Annotated in this window: 16 protein-coding genes; 11 read left to right on the top strand and 5 right to left on the bottom strand. The window is 71.3% G+C overall.

Going from position 1 to position 20,940, the window contains the following annotated elements; genetic code table 11:
* Nucleotides 1–188: 188 nt before the first annotated feature.
* Nucleotides 189–1,013, bottom strand: coding sequence for a maleylpyruvate isomerase family mycothiol-dependent enzyme (locus tag KQY30_RS17165; RefSeq protein WP_217307583.1), 825 nt, complete (start codon nt 1,011–1,013; stop codon nt 189–191).
* A gap of 167 nt (nt 1,014–1,180) precedes the next feature.
* Between KQY30_RS17165 and KQY30_RS17160 the strand changes: the two genes are divergently transcribed.
* Nucleotides 1,181–1,990, top strand: coding sequence for a carbon-nitrogen family hydrolase (locus KQY30_RS17160; protein ID WP_217307582.1), 810 nt, complete (start codon nt 1,181–1,183; stop codon nt 1,988–1,990).
* Nucleotides 1,991–2,186: 196 nt separating this feature from the next.
* Nucleotides 2,187–4,070, top strand: coding sequence for an NHL domain-containing thioredoxin family protein (locus KQY30_RS17155; RefSeq protein ID WP_217307581.1), 1,884 nt, complete (start codon nt 2,187–2,189; stop codon nt 4,068–4,070).
* A gap of 75 nt (nt 4,071–4,145) precedes the next feature.
* Here the strand turns inward: KQY30_RS17155 and KQY30_RS17150 are convergent, their stop codons facing one another.
* The gene (locus tag KQY30_RS17150) at nt 4,146–5,531 is read right to left on the bottom strand and encodes a M18 family aminopeptidase (protein WP_217307580.1); all 1,386 of its coding nucleotides are present in this window, start codon (nt 5,529–5,531) and stop codon (nt 4,146–4,148) included.
* 834 nt (nt 5,532–6,365) lie between these two features.
* Nucleotides 6,366–8,192, bottom strand: coding sequence for an acyl-CoA dehydrogenase (locus KQY30_RS17145; protein ID WP_217307579.1), 1,827 nt, complete (start codon nt 8,190–8,192; stop codon nt 6,366–6,368).
* Nucleotides 8,193–8,361: 169 nt separating this feature from the next.
* Here KQY30_RS17145 and KQY30_RS17140 point away from each other — a divergent pair, with 169 nt between their 5' ends.
* From KQY30_RS17140 to KQY30_RS17120, 5 genes are all read left to right on the top strand, one after another.
* Entirely contained in the window at nt 8,362–8,868 is a 507-nt protein-coding gene (locus tag KQY30_RS17140) for an SseB family protein (protein ID WP_217307578.1), read from the top strand.
* A 203-nt stretch (nt 8,869–9,071) separates the two neighbouring features.
* Complete coding sequence (locus KQY30_RS17135; RefSeq protein WP_217307577.1) at nt 9,072–10,025, top strand: pirin family protein; 954 nt, start codon at nt 9,072–9,074, stop codon at nt 10,023–10,025.
* 166 nt (nt 10,026–10,191) lie between these two features.
* Nucleotides 10,192–10,572 (top strand): type II toxin-antitoxin system RelE/ParE family toxin, encoded by a 381-nt coding sequence (locus KQY30_RS17130; protein WP_254407181.1) that lies wholly within the window; start codon nt 10,192–10,194, stop codon nt 10,570–10,572.
* 56 nt (nt 10,573–10,628) lie between these two features.
* Entirely contained in the window at nt 10,629–10,958 is a 330-nt protein-coding gene (locus KQY30_RS17125) for a helix-turn-helix domain-containing protein (protein WP_217307576.1), read from the top strand.
* 89 nt (nt 10,959–11,047) lie between these two features.
* Nucleotides 11,048–12,085, top strand: coding sequence for an AI-2E family transporter (locus tag KQY30_RS17120; protein WP_217307575.1), 1,038 nt, complete (start codon nt 11,048–11,050; stop codon nt 12,083–12,085).
* A 199-nt stretch (nt 12,086–12,284) separates the two neighbouring features.
* On the opposite strand, the gene KQY30_RS17115 is transcribed toward KQY30_RS17120, so the two are convergent.
* Nucleotides 12,285–14,582, bottom strand: a complete 2,298-nt coding sequence (locus KQY30_RS17115; RefSeq protein WP_217307574.1) for a SpoIIE family protein phosphatase — start codon at nt 14,580–14,582, stop codon at nt 12,285–12,287.
* A gap of 185 nt (nt 14,583–14,767) precedes the next feature.
* On the opposite strand from KQY30_RS17115, the gene aspS reads away from it, so the two are divergent.
* From aspS to KQY30_RS17095, 4 genes are all read left to right on the top strand, one after another.
* Nucleotides 14,768–16,540, top strand: a complete 1,773-nt coding sequence (gene aspS, locus KQY30_RS17110) for an aspartate--tRNA ligase (RefSeq protein WP_217307573.1) — start codon at nt 14,768–14,770, stop codon at nt 16,538–16,540.
* Nucleotides 16,541–16,726: 186 nt separating this feature from the next.
* Complete coding sequence (locus tag KQY30_RS17105; RefSeq protein WP_046507257.1) at nt 16,727–17,236, top strand: SigE family RNA polymerase sigma factor; 510 nt, start codon at nt 16,727–16,729, stop codon at nt 17,234–17,236.
* Entirely contained in the window at nt 17,229–18,062 is an 834-nt protein-coding gene (locus KQY30_RS17100) for a hypothetical protein (protein ID WP_217307572.1), read from the top strand. Before KQY30_RS17105 ends, KQY30_RS17100 begins: the two co-directional genes overlap by 8 nt.
* A gap of 13 nt (nt 18,063–18,075) precedes the next feature.
* The gene (locus tag KQY30_RS17095) at nt 18,076–18,918 is read left to right on the top strand and encodes a L,D-transpeptidase family protein (protein WP_217307571.1); all 843 of its coding nucleotides are present in this window, start codon (nt 18,076–18,078) and stop codon (nt 18,916–18,918) included.
* Between the two features lie 143 nt (nt 18,919–19,061).
* On the opposite strand, the gene metG is transcribed toward KQY30_RS17095, so the two are convergent.
* Entirely contained in the window at nt 19,062–20,789 is a 1,728-nt protein-coding gene (gene metG / locus KQY30_RS17090; protein WP_217307570.1) for a methionine--tRNA ligase, read from the bottom strand.
* Nucleotides 20,790–20,940: the final 151 nt, after the last annotated feature.

Raw genomic sequence — 20,940 nt, 5'->3', positions numbered from 1 at the left:
GGCGCTTGAGGGCCTTGAGGCCGGTACACCGGTGCGCCGTACGGTACGACGCGGCAGGGGGCGGGTCCGGATCGTGCGGCGCGCCAGGACGTACGGCGTGCGGGCCCGTACGTACGGACGGTCGCGGACGGCCGTGCCGCCTCCCCCGCCTCACACGGCGGCCGGGCGTGCGCCTGCCGGCCTCCGGCCTACCGCGTCACCGCGAACTCGCGCAGGATCGCCGACGCCAGCTCGTCATCGCCGTCGATCTTGATCCGGTCCGCGACCGCCGCGGGCCGCACCCGGCCGCACGCCAGCCGGAAGTACGTCTCCCACTCCATCGCCAGCGTCACCAGCGGGCCGAGCGAGGGCGAGCCGTCGATCGAACCGCGGCCGTCCGCGCTCACCCGGACCGTCCGCAGGAACTCCACCGGGCCGCTCACATCGATCACCACCGCCGAGTTCGGCGGCGCGCCCGCGTCCTTGGCGACCACCTTCGGCAGCGCGGCCAGCAGCGCGTCACGGGTGACCAGCGCGCCGGGGGAGTCGAGATTGCCCGGCTTGTTCAGCGTCGTCCGCAGATCCTGTTCATGCACCCAGACATCGAACGCCCGCGCCCGCATGGCCGTTTCGAGCGTCTGTTCCTTGCCCAGGGGCGCCCGGACCATGGTGTCGGGCGACCGGTTCTCGTTCCTGAGCTGCCGGTTGCGGCGGATGATCGTGTACTCCAGCTCCGCGGTCATCTCCGGAGCGGTGTGGTGCCGCCGCACATCGACCTGCATCTCCATGTAGCGGGCGAACTCACTCTGCACATGGTAGAGATCGCGCGGCAGGGAGTGGATGGGCCGCGGGTCCCCGAGCATCTCGCACTCCATGCCGATGACATGCGAGACGATGTCCCGTACGGACCAGCCTGGACACGGCGTGCGCCAACTCCATTCGCCCTCGACGAGCGGCTGCACCAGCTCGGCTATGGCCTCGATGGAATGGGTCCAGGCATCGGCGTAGTTTTGAAGGCTGGGATGGACGGTCACGGGACCCCTCGGCGGTTCTGCGGTACGCGGGCTGGCTTGCTGGGCTGGCTGCGGGCTGCGTGGGAGGTTCGGCAGCTAAGTTACGCTGCTCGATGGCACCCCGGCAGTGCTTTCGTGTGACGATCGTAGGCCCGTGTTGACGGGTCGAATGCCAGGACGGTGGTACTGTGCGCGCTTCGCTCATCCAGATCGCAGTAGACCCGCACGAATCGGTCGACTCACGGAGGCGCCGCGCAGCCGCCCTGGTGCGGGAGCAGGCGGGCGCCGATCTGGTGGTGCTGCCGGAGCTGTGGCCGGTCGGGGCGTTCGCGTTCGAGGCCTTCGCCGAGGAGGCGGAGGCGGTGGACGGGCCGACTTTCGAGGCGATGGCGAAGGCGGCGGGCGACGCGGAGGTCTGGCTGCACGCCGGGTCCATCGTGGAACGGGACGCGGACGGCGCGTTCTACAACACCTCGCTGGTCTTCTCCCCCGCCGGTGAGCTGGTCCGTACGTACCGCAAGATCCACCGCTTCGGCTTCGACAGGGGCGAGGCGACGCTGATGAGCGCGGGCGAGGAACTGGTCACCGTGCCGCTCTCGGGCGAGGGACGCGAGACCGTACTGGGCCTCGCCACCTGTTACGACCTCCGCTTCCCCGAGCTGTTCCGCGGACTGGTCGACGCGGGCGCCCGGCTCCTCGTCGTACCGGCCGGCTGGCCCGAGCGGCGGCGCGCGCACTGGACGCTGCTGGCGCAGGCGCGCGCGGTGGAGAACCAGTCGTACGTGCTGGCCTGCGCGACCGCCGGTACGCACGCCGGGGTCGAACAGTCGGGGCACAGCATCGTGGTGGACCCGTGGGGCGAGGTGCTGGCGGAGGCGGGGGCGGACGAGGAGATCCTCACGGTGGACCTGGACCTGTCCCGGGTCGAGCGAACCCGCGAGCAGTTCCCGGCCCTGAAGGACCGCCGCCTGGGCCTGGAACCCCCACCCCACCGCTGAACCAAGCGGACCGCCACACAACGGACCACCGACAAGCCACCGACCCCGACCTACCGGGGCGTCCACTCGTAGGCCCGCTGGTGCAGCCCGCTGCGTGCGGCCCCCTTGCACGGCCCCCTTCGTGCAGCCCCTTACGTACAGCGCGCTTCGTACGGCCGTGATGAGGCCTTCATACGGGGATGGCACCCTTGTCCCCATGACCGACGCGACACCCGCCCCCGCTCAGCCCCCCGCCCCGGCCCGCCGCGCCCGCGTGCGTGCCCCCGAACTGACCGGCAAAGGCGGCTGGCTCAATACCGGCGACACCTCCTACACCCTCGCCGACCTGCGGGGACGCATCGTCATTCTCGACTTCTGGACCTTCTGCTGCATCAACTGCCTGCATGTTCTGGACGAGCTGCGGGAGCTGGAGGAGAAGCATCGCGACACCGTGGTGATCATCGGTGTCCACTCGCCGAAGTTCGTGCACGAGGCCGAGCACCAGGCCGTCGTCGACGCCGTCGAGCGGTACGAGGTCCATCACCCCGTGCTGGACGACCCGGAGCTGGCGACCTGGAAGCAGTACGCCGTACGGGCCTGGCCGACGCTCGTTGTCATCGACCCCGAGGGGTATGTCGTCGCCCAGCACGCGGGCGAGGGGCATGCGCACGCCATTGAGCGGCTGGTCGCGGAGCTGGAGGCCGAGCATGCCGCGAAGGGGACGCTGCGGCGCGGCAACGGGCCGTACGTTCCGCCGGAGCCGGTCCCGACCGATCTGCGCTTCCCCGGGAAGGCGCTGGTGCTGCCCGGCGGGAACATCCTGGTCTCCGACTCCACCCGCCATCAGCTCGTGGAGCTGGAGCCGGACGGCGAGACGGTCGTACGGCGGATCGGCAGCGGTGTGCGCGGCTTCGGGCCCGACTCGTTCAGCGAACCGCAGGGGCTCGCCCTGCTCCCCGACGGCCGGGTGATCGTCGCCGACACCGTCAACCACGCGCTGCGCGCCTACGACCCGGTCACCGGCGCGGTCGAGACCGTCGCGGGCACCGGCAGGCAGTGGTGGCAGGGTTCGCCGGACTCCGGGCCCGCCCTGGAGGTCGACCTGTCCTCGCCGTGGGACGTCGCCTGGTGGGCCGGGCGGGTGTGGATCGCGATGGCCGGGGTGCACCAGCTCTGGACGTACGACCCGGCCACCGGGACCGTCGGCGCCGCGGCCGGGACCACCAACGAGGGGCTGGTGGACGGGGCCGCCAGCGAGGCCTGGTTCGCCCAGCCCTCGGGGCTCGCGGCGGCCGGGGACCGGCTGTGGGTCGCCGACTCCGAGACCAGCGCGCTGCGGTACGTCGAGCGCGCCGGGGACGAAAACGGCGGGGACGAGGACGGCGGGGACGGGAATGGCGGGGACGGTTTTGTGGTCCGTACCGCCGTCGGCACCGGGCTCTTCGACTTCGGGCACCGTGACGGCCCCGCCGGACAGGCCCTGCTCCAGCATCCCTTGGGCGTCACCGCGCTGCCCGACGGCTCCGTCGCCGTCTCCGACACGTACAACCACGCCCTGCGCCGCTACGACCCCGCGACCGGCGAGGTGACCACACTGGCGACGGATCTGCGCGAGCCCAGCGGCGCGGTCCTGGCCGGCGAGGACATCGTCGTCGTCGAGTCCGCGCGGCACCGGCTGACCCGGCTGCGGCTGCCCGACGAGGCCGTACGGGTCGAGGCCGTCGCCCATCGCACACAGCGCGCCACCACCGATGTCGCCCCGGGGGCGCTCCGGCTGGAGGTGGTCTTCACGGCGCCGAGCGGGCAGAAGCTCGACACCCGCTACGGTCCCTCGACCCGGCTGCTCGTCTCCGCCACGCCGCCCGAACTGCTCGCGGACGGAAGCGGTACGGGGACGGATCTCAGCCGGGAACTGGTACTGGCCGACGGCGTCACGGAAGGCGTGCTCCATGTCTCCGCGATGGCGGCCTCGTGTGACGACGACCCTTCGAACGAGTACCCGGCCTGCCATGTCCACCAGCAGGACTGGGGCGTGCCGGTCCGGGTCACGGACACAGGAACGGCCCGGCTCGCCCTCGTGCTCGCCGGGCTCGAAGCGTAAACAATTCGCTCGACGGGACCGCTGCCCCGTACCGTGGGCGTCCTCGGCCACGGTGGGGCGGGCGGTGACGTCCCGTCAGCCCTCCAGGAACGCCACCAGCGTGTTCGCCAGGTGGTACGGGTCGTCCGCGCCGCACAGCTCCCGTGCGCTGTGCATCGACAGGATGGCGACCCCGATGTCGAGGGTCTGGATGCCGTGCCGGGCCGCGGTGATCGGGCCGATCGTCGTACCGCACGGCATCGAGTTGTTGGAGACGAACGACTGCCAGGGCACACCCGCCTTCTCGCACGCCGCGGCGAAGATGGCACGCCCGCTGCCGTCCGTCGCGTACCGCATATTGACGTTGACCTTGAGGATCGGGCCGCCGTTCGCACGCGGCTGGTGCGTCGGGTCGTGGCGCTCGCTGTAGTTGGGGTGCACGGCGTGGCCGGTGTCCGAGGACAGACAGATCGAGCCGGCGAAGGCCCGTGCCCGGTCCTCGTACGTACCGCCGCGGGCGAGTACCGAGCGCTCCAGCACCGTGCCGAGCAGCGGGCCGTCGGCGCCGGTATCCGACTGCGAGCCGTTCTCCTCGTGGTCGAAGGCGGCGAGGACGGGGATGTACGGGAGGGGCCCGTGGGGGCCGTGGGGTTCCGCGGAGCCGCCTGGGCCCGCGGAGCTGCTCGATCCCCCCGAACCGCCGCCGGAGCCGCCGCCCGTGCCGCCGGGGCCGGTGGCGACCGCGGCCAGCGCGGCGGTGGCGGCGTGCACCGACAGCAGATTGTCCATCCGGGGCCCGGCCACCAGCTCGCGGTCGCGGCCGAGGTAGGCGGGCGGTTCGACGGCGTGCGCCATCAGGTCCCAGCCGGTGATCTCCTCGGCGCCGATCCCGGTCTCGGCGGCCACGAAGCGGATCAGATCGCCCTCCTCGGGCTCACCGAGGCCCCAGACGGGCTGCATGTGCCGCTGCCGGTCGAGCTTGAGGCCGTCGGTGTTGACGGACCGGTCGAGATGGACGGCGAGCTGTGGTACGCGCAGGAGCGCGCGGTCGACATTGACCAGCCGGTGCGAGCCGTCCCGCAGGGTGATCCGGCCCGCGATCCCGAGATCGCGGTCGAGCCAGGTGTTGAGCAGCGTCCCGCCGTAGATCTCCACGGCGATCTGGCGCCAGCCGTACGCACCGGTGTCCGGCAGCGGCTTGACCCGCAGATTGGGGGAGTCGGTGTGCGCGCCGACGATACGGAAGGGGGTGTGCGGCGGGGCGCCCTCCGGCACGAACCAGGCGATGATCGCCCCGCCCCGCAGCACGAACCGCCCGCCCGCCGACCCGTCCCAGGCGTCCGTCTCCAGCACCTGCCGGAAGCCTGCCTTCTCCAGGCGCTCCGCGGCGTTGGCCACCGCGTGATACGGCGACGGGCTGGCCGCGAGGAAGGACATGAGGTCGTCGGTGTGGCCGCGGTCGAAGCGGGCGGGAGTGCTCATGGGGTTCACCATAACGACGGCCCAGGACACCGGGCCCGTCACCGGCTGCTACGGCTCGTACCGGGGCGGGACAAGCTCCGCACATGGGGAGAACAGGCACGGGTGAAGGGCCGGACGAGGGTCGAGGTGCGGTTGAAACGGAGTCGAGGGACAGTCGAACAAGGGCACGCGGGGAGAGCCGAACAGGGCGGCGCGGGACGCCCGATGCGTCCCCGCCGGACGACCGTCGCGAGGATCCCCCGCCGGCCCGGTCCGGGTACGGGCGGGTCCCTTATCGGGCCGGGTTCCCCGCCGGGCGGGTCCGCTGCCCCGAGGGTCCCCCGCCGGGCGGGTCCGCCGACGCGCGGGTCCCTTGTCGGATGGTCCCCCGTCGGGCTGGGGGCCGCCGCCGCGAGGGTCCGCCGTCGGCTGGGTCCGCCCGCCGCCACGCGGGTTCCCCGCCGGTCCGGTCCGGGTACGGGCGGGTGCCCCGCTGGCCGGGTTCGCCGCCGCGAGGGTCCGCCGCCAGCCGGGTCACCCGCCGGGAGGGTCCACTGTCGGGCGGGTCCGCCGCCGCCGCGCGGGTCCGGTGCGCCGATGGGGCACCTCTCGTGGAGAAGTGCCCCATCGGCGGCCCGCTGTGGCGGCAGCGGGGGTCGTCGTGCCGTGCGTGCCGAGTGCCGGGCGGCGGTGGCCGCCGTACCTCGCCCGCGCGGCGGCCGTCGCGGTGCCGAGCCCGGCCCGCCGACGCGGCCCGGAGCCCGGCCCGGAACGCGGCCCGCCGACGCGGCTCAGAACACGGCCCGCCAACAACGCGGCCCGAACGCGGCCCGCCGACGCGGCCCGCACCGCGGCTCAGAACGCGGCTTCGTCCAGTTCCATCAGTGAGCCGTCGACCGACTCCGCGAGCGCGCGCTGCGTCGAGACCTCCGGCAGGACGTTCGCCGCGAAGAACTTCGCCGCCGCGATCTTGCCCTGATAGAACGCCACGTCCCGCGCGGCGGCCGTCTCCAGCTTCTCGGCGGCCACCGCGGCCCCGCGCAGCAGCAGATAGCCCACGACCACATCGCCCGAAGCCATCAGCAGCCGTGTCGTGTTGAGTCCGACCTTGTAGATGTTCCTGACGTCCTCGCCGGTGGCGGTGAGGTCGGCCAGCATCCGGCCGACGATGGCCTCCAGGTCGGCGGCGGCCTTGGCGAGCGCGTCCCGGGCCGGCGCCAGCTCCGTACCGCCCGTGGCGACCGCCAGGAACTTCTTGATCTCCTCGGCCAGCGAGTTCAGCGCCTGGCCCTGGTCGCGGACGATCTTCCGGAAGAAGAAGTCCTGGCCCTGGATCGCGGTGGTGCCCTCGTAGAGGGTGTCGATCTTGGCGTCCCGGATGTACTGCTCGACCGGGTACTCCTGGAGGTAGCCGGAGCCGCCGAAGGTCTGGAGGGCCTGCGCGAGCTGTTCGTACGAGCGCTCCGAGCCATAGCCCTTCACGATCGGCAGCAGCAGGTCGTTCAGCCCGTGCAGTTCCTTGGCGTTCTCGCCCTCCGCCTCCTTGACGGCGATCTCGTCCTGCACCGAGGCGGTGTACATGACCAGGGCGCGCATGCCCTCGGCGTACGCCTTCTGCGTCATCAGCGCCCGGCGCACATCGGGGTGGTGCGTGATGGTGACCTTGGGCGCGGCCTTGTCCATGAACTGGGCCAGATCCGGGCCCTGGACGCGCTCCTTGGCGTACTCCAGCGCGTTCAGATAGCCGGTGGACAGGGTGGCGATGGCCTTCGTGCCGACCATCATCCGGGCGAACTCGATGATCCGGAACATCTGCCGGATGCCCTCGTGCTTGTCGCCGATCAGCCAGCCCTTGGCGGGGTGGCGGTCGCCGAAGGTCAGCTCGCAGGTGTTGGAGGCCTTGAGGCCCATCTTGTGCTCGACGTTCGTGGCGTACACGCCGTTGCGCTCGCCCAGCTCGCCGGTCTCCCAGTCGAACTCGTACTTCGGTACGAGGAAGAGCGACAGGCCCTTGGTGCCGGGGCCGGCGCCCTCGGGGCGGGCGAGGACGTAATGGAGGATGTTCTCCGACATGTCGTGCTCGCCGGAGGTGATGAAGCGCTTCACGCCCTCGATGTGCCAGGTGCCGTCCTCCTGCTCGACGGCCCTGGTGCGGCCCGCGCCCACATCGGAGCCGGCGTCGGGCTCGGTGAGGACCATGGTCGAGCCCCACTGCTTCTCGACGGCGATCGCGGCGGCCTTCTTCTGCGCCTCGTTGCCCTCCTCGAAGAGGATGCCGGCGAAGGCCGGGCCCGAGGCGTACATCCAGACGGCGGGGTTGGCGCCGAGGATCAGCTCCGCGTACGCCCAGATCAGGGAGCGGGGGGAGGTGGTGCCGCCGATCTCCTCGGGCAGGCCGAGGCGCCAGTACTCGGAGTCCATGTACGCCTGGTAGCTCTTCTTGAAGGCGGCGGGCACCGGTGCGGTGCCGGTCTCGGGGTCGAAGACCGGCGGGGTGCGGTCGGCTTCCGCGAACGACTCCGCCAGATCGTTCTCCGCGAGGCGTACGACCTCTTCGAGGATGCTCTTCGCGGTCTCGACGTCCATGTCCTCGAACGGTCCCGTGCCGTACAGCTTGTCGCGCCCGAGCACCTCGAAGAGGTTGAACTCGATGTCGCGGAGATTCGACTTGTAGTGCCCCATGGCGACGACTCCGTAGGTTCCGTAGGTGAGGAAAAGACCAGTAGGCGCGGGTACCAGTAAGTAGCTCCGATGATGCTACCCATGGGTAATAAGATGCAACCCCGATCCGGCCGGTGTGACGAGGGCGACGGGGCTTCCCGGGGCGGTATTCCTCAGTACTCTTGCGGTCATGTACGGCTACGACCAGACTCCGGGCGCTCAGCAGCAGTACGCGCACCCGCCGCAGCAGCCGCCGCAGCAGCACCACCATCAGCAGATGGGCGGCGTCGGCGCGGGTGTTCCTGGGTACGGCGAACAGCCGCTGTATCCGGAACCGTCGCCTCCGTCGCTCGGTGACGCGGTACGGGCGTTCACGACGGGGTCGCTGTCGGCCGAGGACTTCCAGCAGATCTTCGCGACGTCGAAGGTGTACTGCCCGCGGGGGGACAACCCGGGGTTCCTGGCGCTGCACAACACGCAGCAGCCGGTGATCCCGATGTTCAGCACGCTGAAGGAGCTGCGGAGGTACGCGGGCAAGGAGTCGAAGTACTTCGTGATCACGGGCGCGGAGGTGATCGATCTGCTGCCGACGGGGTACGGGTTCGTGCTCGACATGGAGGGGGACCACCGGATGGTGTTCGACGCGAAGGCGGTCGAGCAGATGGTGGACTTCGCGATGAGGCGTATGTACGGCTGAGCCGTATGCGCGGCTGAGAGATGCCGGGTAGTTGAGCATGTGAGTTTTCGCGGCCCGAGGCCCGTACCGATCCGGTACGGGCCTCAGTCGTGTGCGGATCCGGGCGAGGGCGTACGGGTCCGGGCGCGGGCGGGAATGAAGGGGGCCTTGCTGGATGTTCACTGTTCAACTAAATTGAGGCGTGACAAACCGAGGAGGCTCTCATGCCCGCAGTGACCGTCGAAAACCCGCTGACCCTGCCCAGGGTGGCGGCCCCGGCCGACGCCGTGGCCCGTCCCGTGCTCGCCGTCACGACCGCGCCCAGTGGATTCGAGGGCGAGGGCTTTCCGGTGCGGCGCGCGTTCGCGGGGATCGACTACAAGTACCTCGACCCCTTCATCATGATGGACCAGATGGGCGAGGTGGAGTACGCGCCGGGGGAGCCCAAGGGGACGCCCTGGCACCCGCACCGCGGCTTCGAGACCGTCACGTATCTGATCGACGGCACCTTCATCCACCAGGACAGCAACGGTGGCGGCGGCACGATCCAGAACGGTGACACCCAGTGGATGACGGCGGGCTCGGGCCTGCTGCACATCGAGGCGCCGCCGGAGTCGCTGGTGATGTCGGGCGGGCTGTTCCACGGGCTCCAGCTCTGGGTGAACCTGCCGGCGTCCGACAAGATGATGGACCCGCGGTACCAGGACATCCGCGGCGGCCAGGTGCAGTTGCTGACCTCGCCGGACGGCGGCGCGCTGCTGCGGGTGATCGCGGGCGAGCTGGACGGGCACGAGGGGCCGGGCATCACGCACACCCCGATCACGATGATCCACGCGACGCTGCGGCCGGGGGCGGAGGTGACGCTGCCGTGGCGCGAGGACTTCAACGCGCTGGCGTACGTGCTGGCCGGGCGCGGTACGACGGGAGCCGAGCGGCGTCCTGTCCGCACCGGGCAGACGGCGGTGTTCGGCGCGGGCGGCACGCTGACGATACGGGCGGACGAGTCCCAGGACTCGCACACGCCGGACCTGGAGGTCGTGCTGCTGGGCGGGCGGCCGATCCGTGAGCCGATGGCGCACTACGGGCCGTTCGTGATGAACAGCCAGGCGGAGCTGAAGCAGGCCTTCGACGACTTCCAGGCCGGCCGCCTGGGCACGATCCCGGTCCCGCACGCGTAACACCCCCGCCGTCCGAGCCTCTCCCAGGAGTCGGGCCAAGCCTCTTCCAGGTGTGGGGGGACGGCGTCCCCCCCCACACTCACCGCCATGCCGACCTCCCCGCCGCGCGTCGGGGACGTGCCGATATAACTTGCGGGATATAGCTCATGCAAGGAATAATTTCCGCGTGAGCTGGGAAATCATCCTGTGTAAAGAAGTCCACGACTGGTATCTGGACCTCGCTGAGAAGGATCCCGAGTCCGCGCATCTGGTGGAACAGGCGATCGATCTGCTCGCCGAGAGCGGGCCGACGCTCGGTCGGCCCATGGTCGACCGGGTCGGCCGGTCCCGGCATCACAACATGAAGGAATTGCGGCCCGGCTCCGTCGGCAGTTCGGAGATTCGTATGCTGTTCGCCTTTGACCCCAAGCGGCAGGCACTGATCATGGTTGCCGGGGACAAGAACGGCACGTGGAACGGCTGGTACGACCGCAACATCCCGATCGCGGACGAACGGTTCGACCAGCACCTCGACGATCTGAACAATACGGGCGGCTCTGGCACCTGAGCCCGCACCATCGGAGAACGACCGCATACGCGTGCGTCAGCTGGAGAGGACTGATCATGCACAACTGGAAGGACACCAAGGCCGAAGCCGCTGCCATCCACGAGACGAACGGTACCCAGATCAGCGATGAGCGGAAGGCCGCGATCCGGGAGGGGATGGAGAGCCGGATCCGTGCCTACCGTCTCGCCGAGATCCGTGAGGAGCAAGCGCTGACGCAGACCGACGTCGCCAAGGCCATGGGCACGACCCAGTCCAACGTATCCCGCTTCGAGCGGGGCGAGCTTGGACGCTCGGAACTGGCGACCATCGCCGCGTACGTCGAAGCCCTCGGCGGCACGCTCCGGCTGGTCGCCGATTTCGGTGACCGTCAGTTGCGCGTCGGCTGACCCCAGGCCCCCTGCCCACCCCGGCCGGCGTAGTCGGGGAGGACAGCCGGGGCCGGGCGTGGTCGGGTGGGAGGGTGACTGGGGGTTCTGTGACGTCCTTGCTGCCCGAGGGGGTCCGGCGGCTGGCCGCGTGGTGTGCGGTGGCGCTGGCCGTCTCCGGGGTCGGAGCCGTGGGCATCTGGCTGGCCATCACCTTCAAGACCGCCGTCACACCCGTACTGCTCGCCATCCTCGGCACCGCCCTGCTCGGCCCGCTCTTCCGGCGGCTCCTCGCCATGCGGTTCAACCGGTCGGTCGCCGCCGGGCTCACCTGCGTCGCCGTCGTGGCCGTCGTCGGCGGTGCCGGGTACATCGTGGTCAGCGCGCTCGTCGACAGCGGCGACCAGATCGTCTCGTCGCTCAAGCAGGCCGCCAAGGACCTCAGCAAGCACTTCGGCGCCGCGGGCACCTCGCTCGACGATGTCGCGGCCAACGCCAAGTCCCTGCTCGGCAAGTTCGCCGCCACCGCCGCCACCGGCGTGCTCACCGGGATCAGTGTCGTCGGCGAGCTGATCGCCACCGCCGTGCTGGCGCTGCTGCTGATGTTCTTCTTCCTGCGGGACTCGCACAAGGTCGCCGACTCGCTCCGGTCGTTCGCCCCGAGCGAGACCGGGGAGACCGTCGAGGCCATGGCGCGCCGCGCGTTCGAGGCCGTCGAGGGCTTTATGCGCGGCACCACCGTCATCGCCCTGATCGACGCCGTCTGCATCACCGTGGGCCTGCTGTTCCTCCAGGTGCCCGGCGCGGTCGGGCTGGGCGCGCTGGTCTTCGTCGGCGCGTACATCCCGTACCTCGGCGCCTTTCTCTCCGGCGCCGTCGCCGTGCTGGTCGCGCTCGCGGACCGTGGCTGGGTGACCGGGCTCTGGGCGCTCGGGGTGGTGCTCGCCGTGCAGGTGCTGGAGGGGCATGTGCTCCAGCCGATGATCCAGAGCCGTACGGTCCAGATGCACCCGGCCGTGGTGATACTGGCCATCACCGCGGGCGCCAGCGTCGCCGGGATCCTGGGCATGCTGCTCGCCGTACCGCTGACGGCCGCCGTGTTCGGCGTGGTCTCCGAGCTGCGCACCCGGTACGGCCCGGCCGCGTAGGCCCCAGGGGCACGCCCGGCCTCGACCGCGCCCGGCCCCGACCGCGCCTCGCCCGGACCGCCCGGCCCGCCCGGTCCCGACCATGCCCGGCTCCGGCCGCGCCTGGCCCGGACCACGCCCGGCGCCCGAACAGCTCAGCCCCGCCGCGTACGCCGGACCTGCGGCCCGCCCCGGACCCGCCCGGGACCCGCGCGCACCCTCAGCCGTCCCCCGTGGCCTCCGCCCCCCGCTCGTACAGCTCGAACCAGATCGACTTTCCGTCGCCCCGCGGGTCCACCCCCCACGCGTCCGCCAGCATCTCCATCAGCAGCAGCCCGCGCCCGCTGGACGCCAGCTCCCCCGGGCGCCTGCGGTGCGGCAGTTCGTCGCTGGTGTCCGCGACCTCGACCCGGAGCCGCCGCCGGCCGGGCTCGCCGCTCGCCTCGGCCAGCAGCAGCGCGTCGTTGTCGGTGTGGACGAGTACGTTGGTGAGCATCTCGGAGACCATCAGCTCCGCCGAGTCGACCTGCTCGCCGTCCACCCAGTCGTGCAGCAGATCGCGCACCTGCCGCCGCACCCCGGCGATGCGCTCCGGCTCCGCCTGCGCGATGGTCAGCGCCGTGCGCCGTGCGGTGCCGCCCGCGGTGAGTACGGGCGTACGGTCCCGGGAGAGCAGCAGCAGCGCTATGTCGTCCTCGCGCCGGTCCGCGAGCGGCCCGGTCGTGTAGTGCGAGGTGGGCCCGTGCACGGCCTGGACGAGCGCGTCGGCGAGCTTCTCCAGGGATTCGCCGCTGTACTCCTCCAGCACCGGCCGCAGCCGTGCCCAGCCGGTCACCATGTCGTGCCCGCCGGTCTCGATCAGCCCGTCCGTGCACAGCATCAGCGTCTCGCCGGGCTCCAGGCCCAGCCGGGTCGTCGGATAGTCGGAGTCGGCCTCGATCCCGAGCGGCAGCCCGCCCGCGGTCGGCCGGACCACCGCCGTCCCGTCGGCCGCGCGGATCACCGGATCGGGATGGCCGGCGCGGGCGATGTCGAGGGTGCCGGCCTCCGGGTCGACCTCCAGATAGAGGCAGGTCGCGAAGCGCGGACCGCCGGCGGAGTACTCGTCGGAACCCGTGGCCGCGCCGCCCGCCCCCGGCCCCTGCGCGCTGCCCGCCGCCGGCCCCTGGTAGTGCTGGAGCCCGGCCAGGAAGCGCGAGGCCCGCGACAGCACCGCGTCGGGCCTGTGTCCCTCCGAGGCGTACGCGCGCAGCGCGATCCGGAGCTGTCCCATCAGCCCGGCCGCCCGCACGTCATGCCCCTGGACATCCCCGATGACCAGCGCGAACCGCCCGCCGGTCCACTCCTCGCCGCTCCACTCCCCGGCGGCCCGGCCCGCGCCCGTACCCGCACCCCGCGCCCCGCTCCGGCCCGCGCCCCGACCGCCGCCGTGCCCGTCCGCCCCCGGTGTCCCGCCACCGCCCGGCAGCGGGATCATGTCGTACCAGTCGCCGCCGATCTGCAGCCCGCCGCCGGTCGGCACATACCGCGCCGCCACCCTCATCCCCGGGATCTCCGGCCCCAGCGTCGGCATCATCGTGCGCTGGAGCCCGAGCGACAGCTCCCGCTCCGTCTCGGCGATGCCCGCGCGCGCCAGCGCCTGCGCCAGCATCCGCGCCACGGTCGTCAGCACCGACCGCTCGTCGGGCGAGAACGCGACGCGGTGCTTGAACGCGGCCATCCAGGTGCCCATCGTCCGGCCCGCCACCACCAGCGGCAGAAACGCCCAGGAGTGCCGCTGGAAGTGCTTCACGTGATGCCAGGTGGCCGGGTAGCGGGTCTCGTACGCCTCGGGGCTCGCCAGATAGATGGCCCGGCCGGTCCGTACCACCTCGGCCGCCGGATAGTCCGTGTCCACCGTCATGCCCTGGAACGGGTCCATGTCCACCGCGGTCTGCCCGTGGTGGCCCACGATCGTCAGCCTCTCGCCCGAGACCCCGTACACCGCGAGCCCGTCCGGCGAGAACCCCGGCATCGACAGCGACGCGGCGACCCGCAGCACCTCGGCCGTCGAGCGCGCCTCGGCCAGCGCGCGCCCCGCGTCCAGCAGGAAGGCCTCACGGGAGCGGCGCCAGTCGCCGGTGATCGAGGTGCCCTCGACAGTGGTGCCCGGCCGTACCTCCGCGACCTCCTGGAGCGTGCCGTACAGCTCGACGTACGGCCGGCCCCCGGGCTCCGGCCGCGTATCCGTCTTGGCCCGGGCCCGCACCGTACGGACCACCCGGCCGTTCTCGTCCATGATCCGCAGCCGGGCCTCGGCGAGCGTGCCCTCGGCGATGGCGAGATTCACGATGCCGTCGATCTCGTTCCAGTCGACGGGGTGGAAGCGGGCCCGGACCGCCGCGGCGGTCAGGACCACGGCCTCCGGTTCGAGCCCGAGCAGCCGGGCCGCCTCGGCGTCGAGGGTGACCCGACCGGACGCGTTGTCCCAGCTCCACAGGCCGGTCGCGATCGCGGCCAGGACATCCTCGGTGCGCATTGCCCCACTTTATGAATATGTGTGGAGCAAAAGCCAGTGAGGGGGCAAAGGCCAGTGAGGGGCCCGGTGCCCGGGCGGTAACCTGTTCTGCTGTACGGCCTGTTTTACGGAACAACCGCGGCCGGACCCCGCGACGCGGTCGGCACCCGGCCAACCCCGACTTGCTAAGACTGGATGAAACGACGATGCATCGGTACAGGTCCCACACCTGCGGCGAGCTCCGCGCCTCTGACGTCGGCACCGGCGTCCGGCTGAGCGGCTGGCTGCACAATCGCCGAGACCTGGGCGGCATCCTCTTCATCGATCTCCGCGACCACTACGGCCTGGTCCAGCTCGTCGCCCGCCCCGGCACCGCCGCCAACGAGGAGCTGTCCAAGCTCACCAAGGAGACCGTCGTCCGGATCGACGGCACCGTCTCCGCGCGCGGCGAGGAGAACGTCAACCCGGACCTGCCGACCGGTGAGATCGAGATCGAGGTCTCCGAGGTCGAGGTGCTGGGCGCGGCGGGACCGCTGCCGTTCACGATCAACACCGAGGACGGTGTCAACGAGGAGCGGCGCCTCGAATACCGCTTCCTCGACCTGCGCCGTGAGCGCATGCACCGCAACATCATGCTGCGTACGGCCGTCATCTCTGCTGTCCGGCACAAGATGACCGCGCTCGGCTTCAACGAGATGGCCACCCCGATCCTCACCGCGACCTCCCCCGAGGGCGCCCGTGACTTCGTCGTGCCGTCCCGGCTCAACCCCGGCAAGTTCTACGCGCTGCCGCAGGCCCCGCAGCAGTTCAAGCAGCTCCTGATGATCTCGGGCTTCGACCGCTACTTCCAGATCGCGCCCTGCTTCCGCGACGAGGACGCCCGCGCCGACCGTTCGCCCGGCGAGTTCTACCAGCTCGATGTCGAGATGAGCTTCGTCGAGCAGGAGGATGTCTTCCAGCCGGTCGAGAAGCTGATGACCGAGCTGTTCGAGGAGTTCGGCGGCGGCCGCCATGTCACCTCGCCGTTCCCGCGCATCCCGTTCCGCGAGTCGATGCTGAAGTACGGCAACGACAAGCCGGACCTGCGGGCCACCCTGGAACTGGTCGACATCTCGGATGTCTTCGAGGGCTCCGAGTTCAAGGCGTTCGCGGGCAAGCACGTCCGCGCGCTGCCGGTCCCGGACACCGCCGACCGGCCGCGCAAGTTCTTCGACGGCCTCGGTGAGTTCGCCGTCGAGCACGGCGCGAAGGGCCTGGCGTGGGTACGGGTCGGCGAGGACGGCGCGCTGAGCGGCCCGATCGCCAAGTTCCTCACCGAGGAGAACGTCAAGGTCCTCACCGAGCGCCTCTCGCTCGCGCCCGGCCACGCCGTCTTCTTCGGCGCGGGCGAGTTCGACGAGGTCTCCAAGATCATGGGCGCGGTCCGGGTCGAGGCCGCGAAGCGCGCCGGCCACTTCGAGGAGGGCGTCTTCCGGTTCTGCTGGATCGTCGACTTCCCGATGTACGAGAAGGACGAGGAGACCGGGAAGATCGACTTCTCGCACAACCCGTTCTCGATGCCCCAGGGCGGCCTTTCCGACCTGGAGACCAAGGACCCGCTGGACATTCTGGCCTGGCAGTACGACATCGTCTGCAACGGCATCGAGCTGTCCTCCGGCGCGATCAGGAACCACGAGCCCGAGGTCATGCTCAGGGCCTTCGAGATCGCGGGCTACGACCGGGAGACCGTCGAGCACGAGTTCGCGGGCATGCTCCGCGCCTTCCGTCTCGGCGCCCCGCCGCACGGCGGGATCGCCCCGGGCATCGACCGTATCGTCATGCTCCTGGCCGACGAGCCGAACATCCGCGAGACGATCGCCTTCCCGCTCAACGGCAACGCGCAGGACCTGATGATGGGCGCGCCGACCACGCTGGACGAGGCGCGGCTGCGCGAACTCCACATCGCGCTGCGCAAGCCGGTCACCAAGTCCGCGGAGTGACGACCGGGGTGTGACGGCACCTGCTTCGGAGGCCCGGGACCGCCAGGTTCCGGGCCTTTTCGCGTCTGTGCGTCCTGTGCGGTTCCCCACAACGCGCCCACGACTTTCCGTTCCATGGCAACCGGATCGGTCTCCCGGGGCGTTTGAGGTGCGTGGGAGAACGAACGCGATGGCAGGGGCGGGGCGATGGATCCGGGCGAGGGCGACTTCGAGGCATTCGTCGCCGCCCGGGGGCCGCGGCTGCTGCGGGTCGCCTGGCTGCTGACCGGGGACGCCCATCTCGCCGAGGACCTGCTGCAGAGCGCCCTCGCGAAGGTGTGGCCGAAGTGGCCGCGGATCGCCGGGGACCGGCCGGAGGCGTATGTACGGACCGTCCTGGTGCATCTGCACGCGTCCTGGTGGCGGCGCCGCTGGCGCGGGGAGCTGCCGTACGGGGAGGTGCCGGACGCGGCCGGGACGGCGGATCCGTACGCCCATGTCGATCTGGAGCAGTCGCTGGCGGCGGCCGTGCGCGCGCTGCCGGTGCGGCAGCGCGCGGTGGTCGTGCTGCGGTACTTCGAGGATCTGAGCGTCGAGGACACCGCGGCGACCCTGGGCTGTTCCCCGGGCACGGTCAAGAGCCAGTCGGCGCGGGCGCTGAGCGCCCTGCGGGCCGCGCTGCCCGCCTCGGTGGCGGGCGGTGAGCGGCATGGGTGAGCCGAGCGCGGAGGACGAGCGGGAGCTGCGGATCCTGCTGGAACGGGCCGTGCCCCGGCTGCCCCCGCCCGAAGGGCTGCTCGGCCGGGTACGGGAGAGGGCCCGGCGGACCCGTCGGCGGCGCCGTACGGCAGCGGCCACGGCGGCCGCCGTGACCGGGCTCGCGGTGGCCGGAACGGTTCTGCCCGGCCTGCTGCGCGAGGTCCCCGCACCGGTGCCCCCCTCCGCCTCCGCCTCCGCCGTCCCCGGGCCGTCCGAGCCGGTGCCCGCGCCGGCCGGGACCGCCTGGCAGGCCCCGCACGCCGGCTCCGGGGTGCGGTTCGAGCGTGTGGCCGGGGTGACCCTGCGGCTGCCCGAGCGCTGGCAGGCGCTGGAGGTGCCGGACGACGGGCGGCTCAAGGTGGCGGCCCGCGGCTTCGTCTCGTCCCAGCGGCTCACCCCGTACGGCCTGCCCTGCCCGGTGAAGTCGCCGAAGAGCTGCCTCCCGGTGGCGGCGCTCGGGCCCGACGACGCCCTGCTCACGCTCGTACCGCTGGCCCTGGACGGCCTGGAGAAGAAGATCGAGCAGCCGCCCGTGCTGTACGCCTCGGACAATCCGTCCCCGGGCTGCCGCGCCATCCAGGGCACCCGCGAGTACAGCGGCCTCCTCGGCGGCACTCCCGCCCCCTACACCGCCGTCTCGCTCACGCTCTGTGTCCACGGCGACGCGCCGGGGACCGTCGAGGACGTGAGCGCGATGGTCTCCGGCGCAGACTTCGGCAAGGGAACCGTGACAGCCCCGACGCACACGCCGACGACCGCCGGGCATCCCCCGAACGAGCAATGAAAGAAGGCCGCCCATGTCCGTCCGCCCCCGCCGTCCCGCTCGCAGAGGACCACGGCCGGCCGCCCTGCCGCTGGTCACCGGTCTGCTGACGGCCGGTCTGCTGCTCACCGGCTGCGCGGGCACCGCGGACACCGCCGACAACGCGGGGAACGCGCTCGGCGGAACGGCCGCGGGCGGCAAGGGTACGGGCCTCGCCTCCCCCGGGGCCGCCTCCCCCGGCGGGCACACCGGCCGCTCCGCGCCCGAGCCGCCGCCCGTCGAGCCCGCGGTGATCCCCGGTCTCGGCCCCGAGACCCGCTCCGAGATCCCCGAGACCAGCAACCAGGCGGTGGTGGTGACGGGCGCCGACGTGGACTCCGACCGGTCCGTCGTCACGCTCTACGAGCGCGATCCGGTGACCGGCTGGCGCCGTGTCTCCGACGAATGGCCCGCGCACAACGCCCGGGAGGGCTGGACCGACGATCACCACCAGGGCGATCTGCGCTCCCCCATCGGCGTGTTCGGCCTCACCGACGCGGGCGGCAAACTGCCCGACCCGGGCTCGAAGCTCCCGTACGACCGGGGGCCCGCCTTCGAGGCGGAGGGCACCGGCTTCGAGGGCGAGTCGCTCGACGGGGCCTTCGACTATGTGATCGCGATCAACTACAACCGGGTGGCCGGTACCACCCCGCTGGACTGGACCCGGCCGCTGGGCCAGGAGAAGGGCGGCGGCATCTGGCTCCATGTCGACCACGGCGGGCCCACCCAGGGCTGTGTCGCGGTGCCGCGCTGGCGGATGAAGGAACTGCTGCGCACACTGGATCCGGCGAAGCGCCCGGTGGTGGTGATGGGCGACGGGGCCTCGCTGAGCCTGTGACGGCGCGGAAAGACGCACCGCTTGAGCTGCTGCTCGTACGGTACGTGCTGCTCGTACCGTACGTGCGGCGTGCGGCCGTACCGTACGGGCGGACGCCGGAGGGCCCGGGAGCCGGTCGTGCTCCCGGGCCCTCCGCTCGTACGCTATGCCGCCGTGCCCGCCGGGTCGCCGCCGAAGCGCTCCTTGTACGCCGCCAGATCATCGTCCGTGAGCTTCGCGAACAGCACCGGCGGAACGGTGAACGCCGTCCCCGCCGGGACCGACGCCAGGGCCTTCGCCTCCTCTGCCGTGACCCAGGCCGCCGTGTCGCCGTCCAGCGCGAACGCCTCGCGCATCGCCCTGGCCGACGCCGGGATGAACGGCTCGGAGACCACCGCGTACAGATGGATCAGGTTCATCGCCGTACGGAGGGTCAGCGCCGCGCCCTCCTCGTCCGTCTTGATCTCCAGCCAGGGGGCCTTCTCCTCCAGATACGAGTTGCCCGCCGACCACAGCGCGCGCAGCGCCGCCGCCGCCTTGCGGAACTGGAGCGACTCCATGTGCCCCTCGTACTCGCCGAGCAGCCGCGCGATCTCCGCGCCGAGCTTCGCCTCCGCGTCCCCGGCCGCCCGGCCCGCCGGAACGGTGTCGCCGAAGCGCTTGCGCGAGAAGGACAGCACGCGGTTGACGAAGTTGCCGAGGGTGTCCGCCAGATCCTTGTTGACGGTGGCGGTGAAGTGCTCCCAGGTGAACGACGCGTCGTCGGACTCCGGCGCGTTCGCCATCATGAAGTAGCGCCAGTAGTCGGCGGGCAGGATCTCCAGGGCGTCATGGGTGAAGACCCCGCGCCGCTGGGAGGTGGAGAACTTCCCGCCGTAGTAGTTCAGCCAGTTGAACGCCTTGATGACGTCCACCCGCTTCCACGGCGAGCGGGTCCCCAGCAGCGTCGCCGGGAACATGATGCTGTGGAACGGGACATTGTCCTTGCCCATGAACTGCGTGTAGCGGACGTCCCCCTCGGACTCCCACCACCACGAACGCCAGTCCCGGTTCTCCGGGTTCTGGTCCGCCCACTCCTTTGTCGAGCCGATGTACTCGATCGGGGCGTCGAACCAGACGTAGAAGACCTTGCCCTCGGCGGCCAGCTCCGGCCACGCGTCGGCCGGGACCGGGACGCCCCAGTCCAGGTCACGGGTGATGGCCCGGTCGTGCAGCCCCTCCGTCAGCCACTTGCGGGCGATGGAGGAGGCCAGCACCGGCCAGTTGTCGGCGCGCTCGTCGAGCCAGGTCTCCACCTCGGCGGCCAGCTTGGACTGGAGGAGGAAGAGGTGCTTGGTCTCGCGGACTTCGAGATCGCTGCTGCCGCTGATCGCCGAGCGCGGCTCGATCAGATCCGTCGGGTCCAGCACCCGGGTGCAGTTCTCGCACTGGTCGCCGCGGGCCTTGTCGTAACCGCAGTGCGGGCAGGTGCCGACGATATAGCGGTCGGGGAGGAAACGGCCGTCGGTGTTCGAGTACACCTGGCGGATGGACCGCTCCTCGATGAAGCCGTTGGCCTTCAGCTCCCGGGCGATCTCCTGGGTGATGTCCCGGTTCTGCGCCGAGGAACTCCGGCCGAAGTAGTCGAACCGGAGCTGGAAGCCGTCGTAGATCGCCTTCTGCGCGTCGTGCTGCTCGGCACAGAAGGTGTCGACGGGCACGCCCGCCTCCTTCGCGGCGAGTTCCGCGGGGGTGCCGTGCTCGTCGGTGGCGCAGATGTACAGGACGTCATGGCCGCGCTGGCGCAGATACCGCGCGTAGACGTCCGCCGGGAGCATGGACCCCACCATGTTGCCCAGGTGCTTGATCCCGTTGATGTACGGAAGGGCGCTGGTGATGAGGTGTCGAGCCATTGCAGGCTGCTCCCAAGTCGCTACATGGAGTGACCGATTGGTCTACGGAATGTCAATATCGTATCCGACCCCCCACATGCGAGTCGCCCGGGTTTGGGGGGCGGGCCGGTCGCGCCCGGGGAGGGAGAGCTTTGCGAAACACCCCGTGTTG

Source organism: Streptomyces sp. GMY02, from assembly GCF_019056675.1.
Taxonomy (GTDB): Bacteria; Actinomycetota; Actinomycetes; order Streptomycetales; family Streptomycetaceae; genus Streptomyces; species Streptomyces odonnellii.
This window is presented reverse-complemented; position numbering and strand designations above follow the sequence as displayed.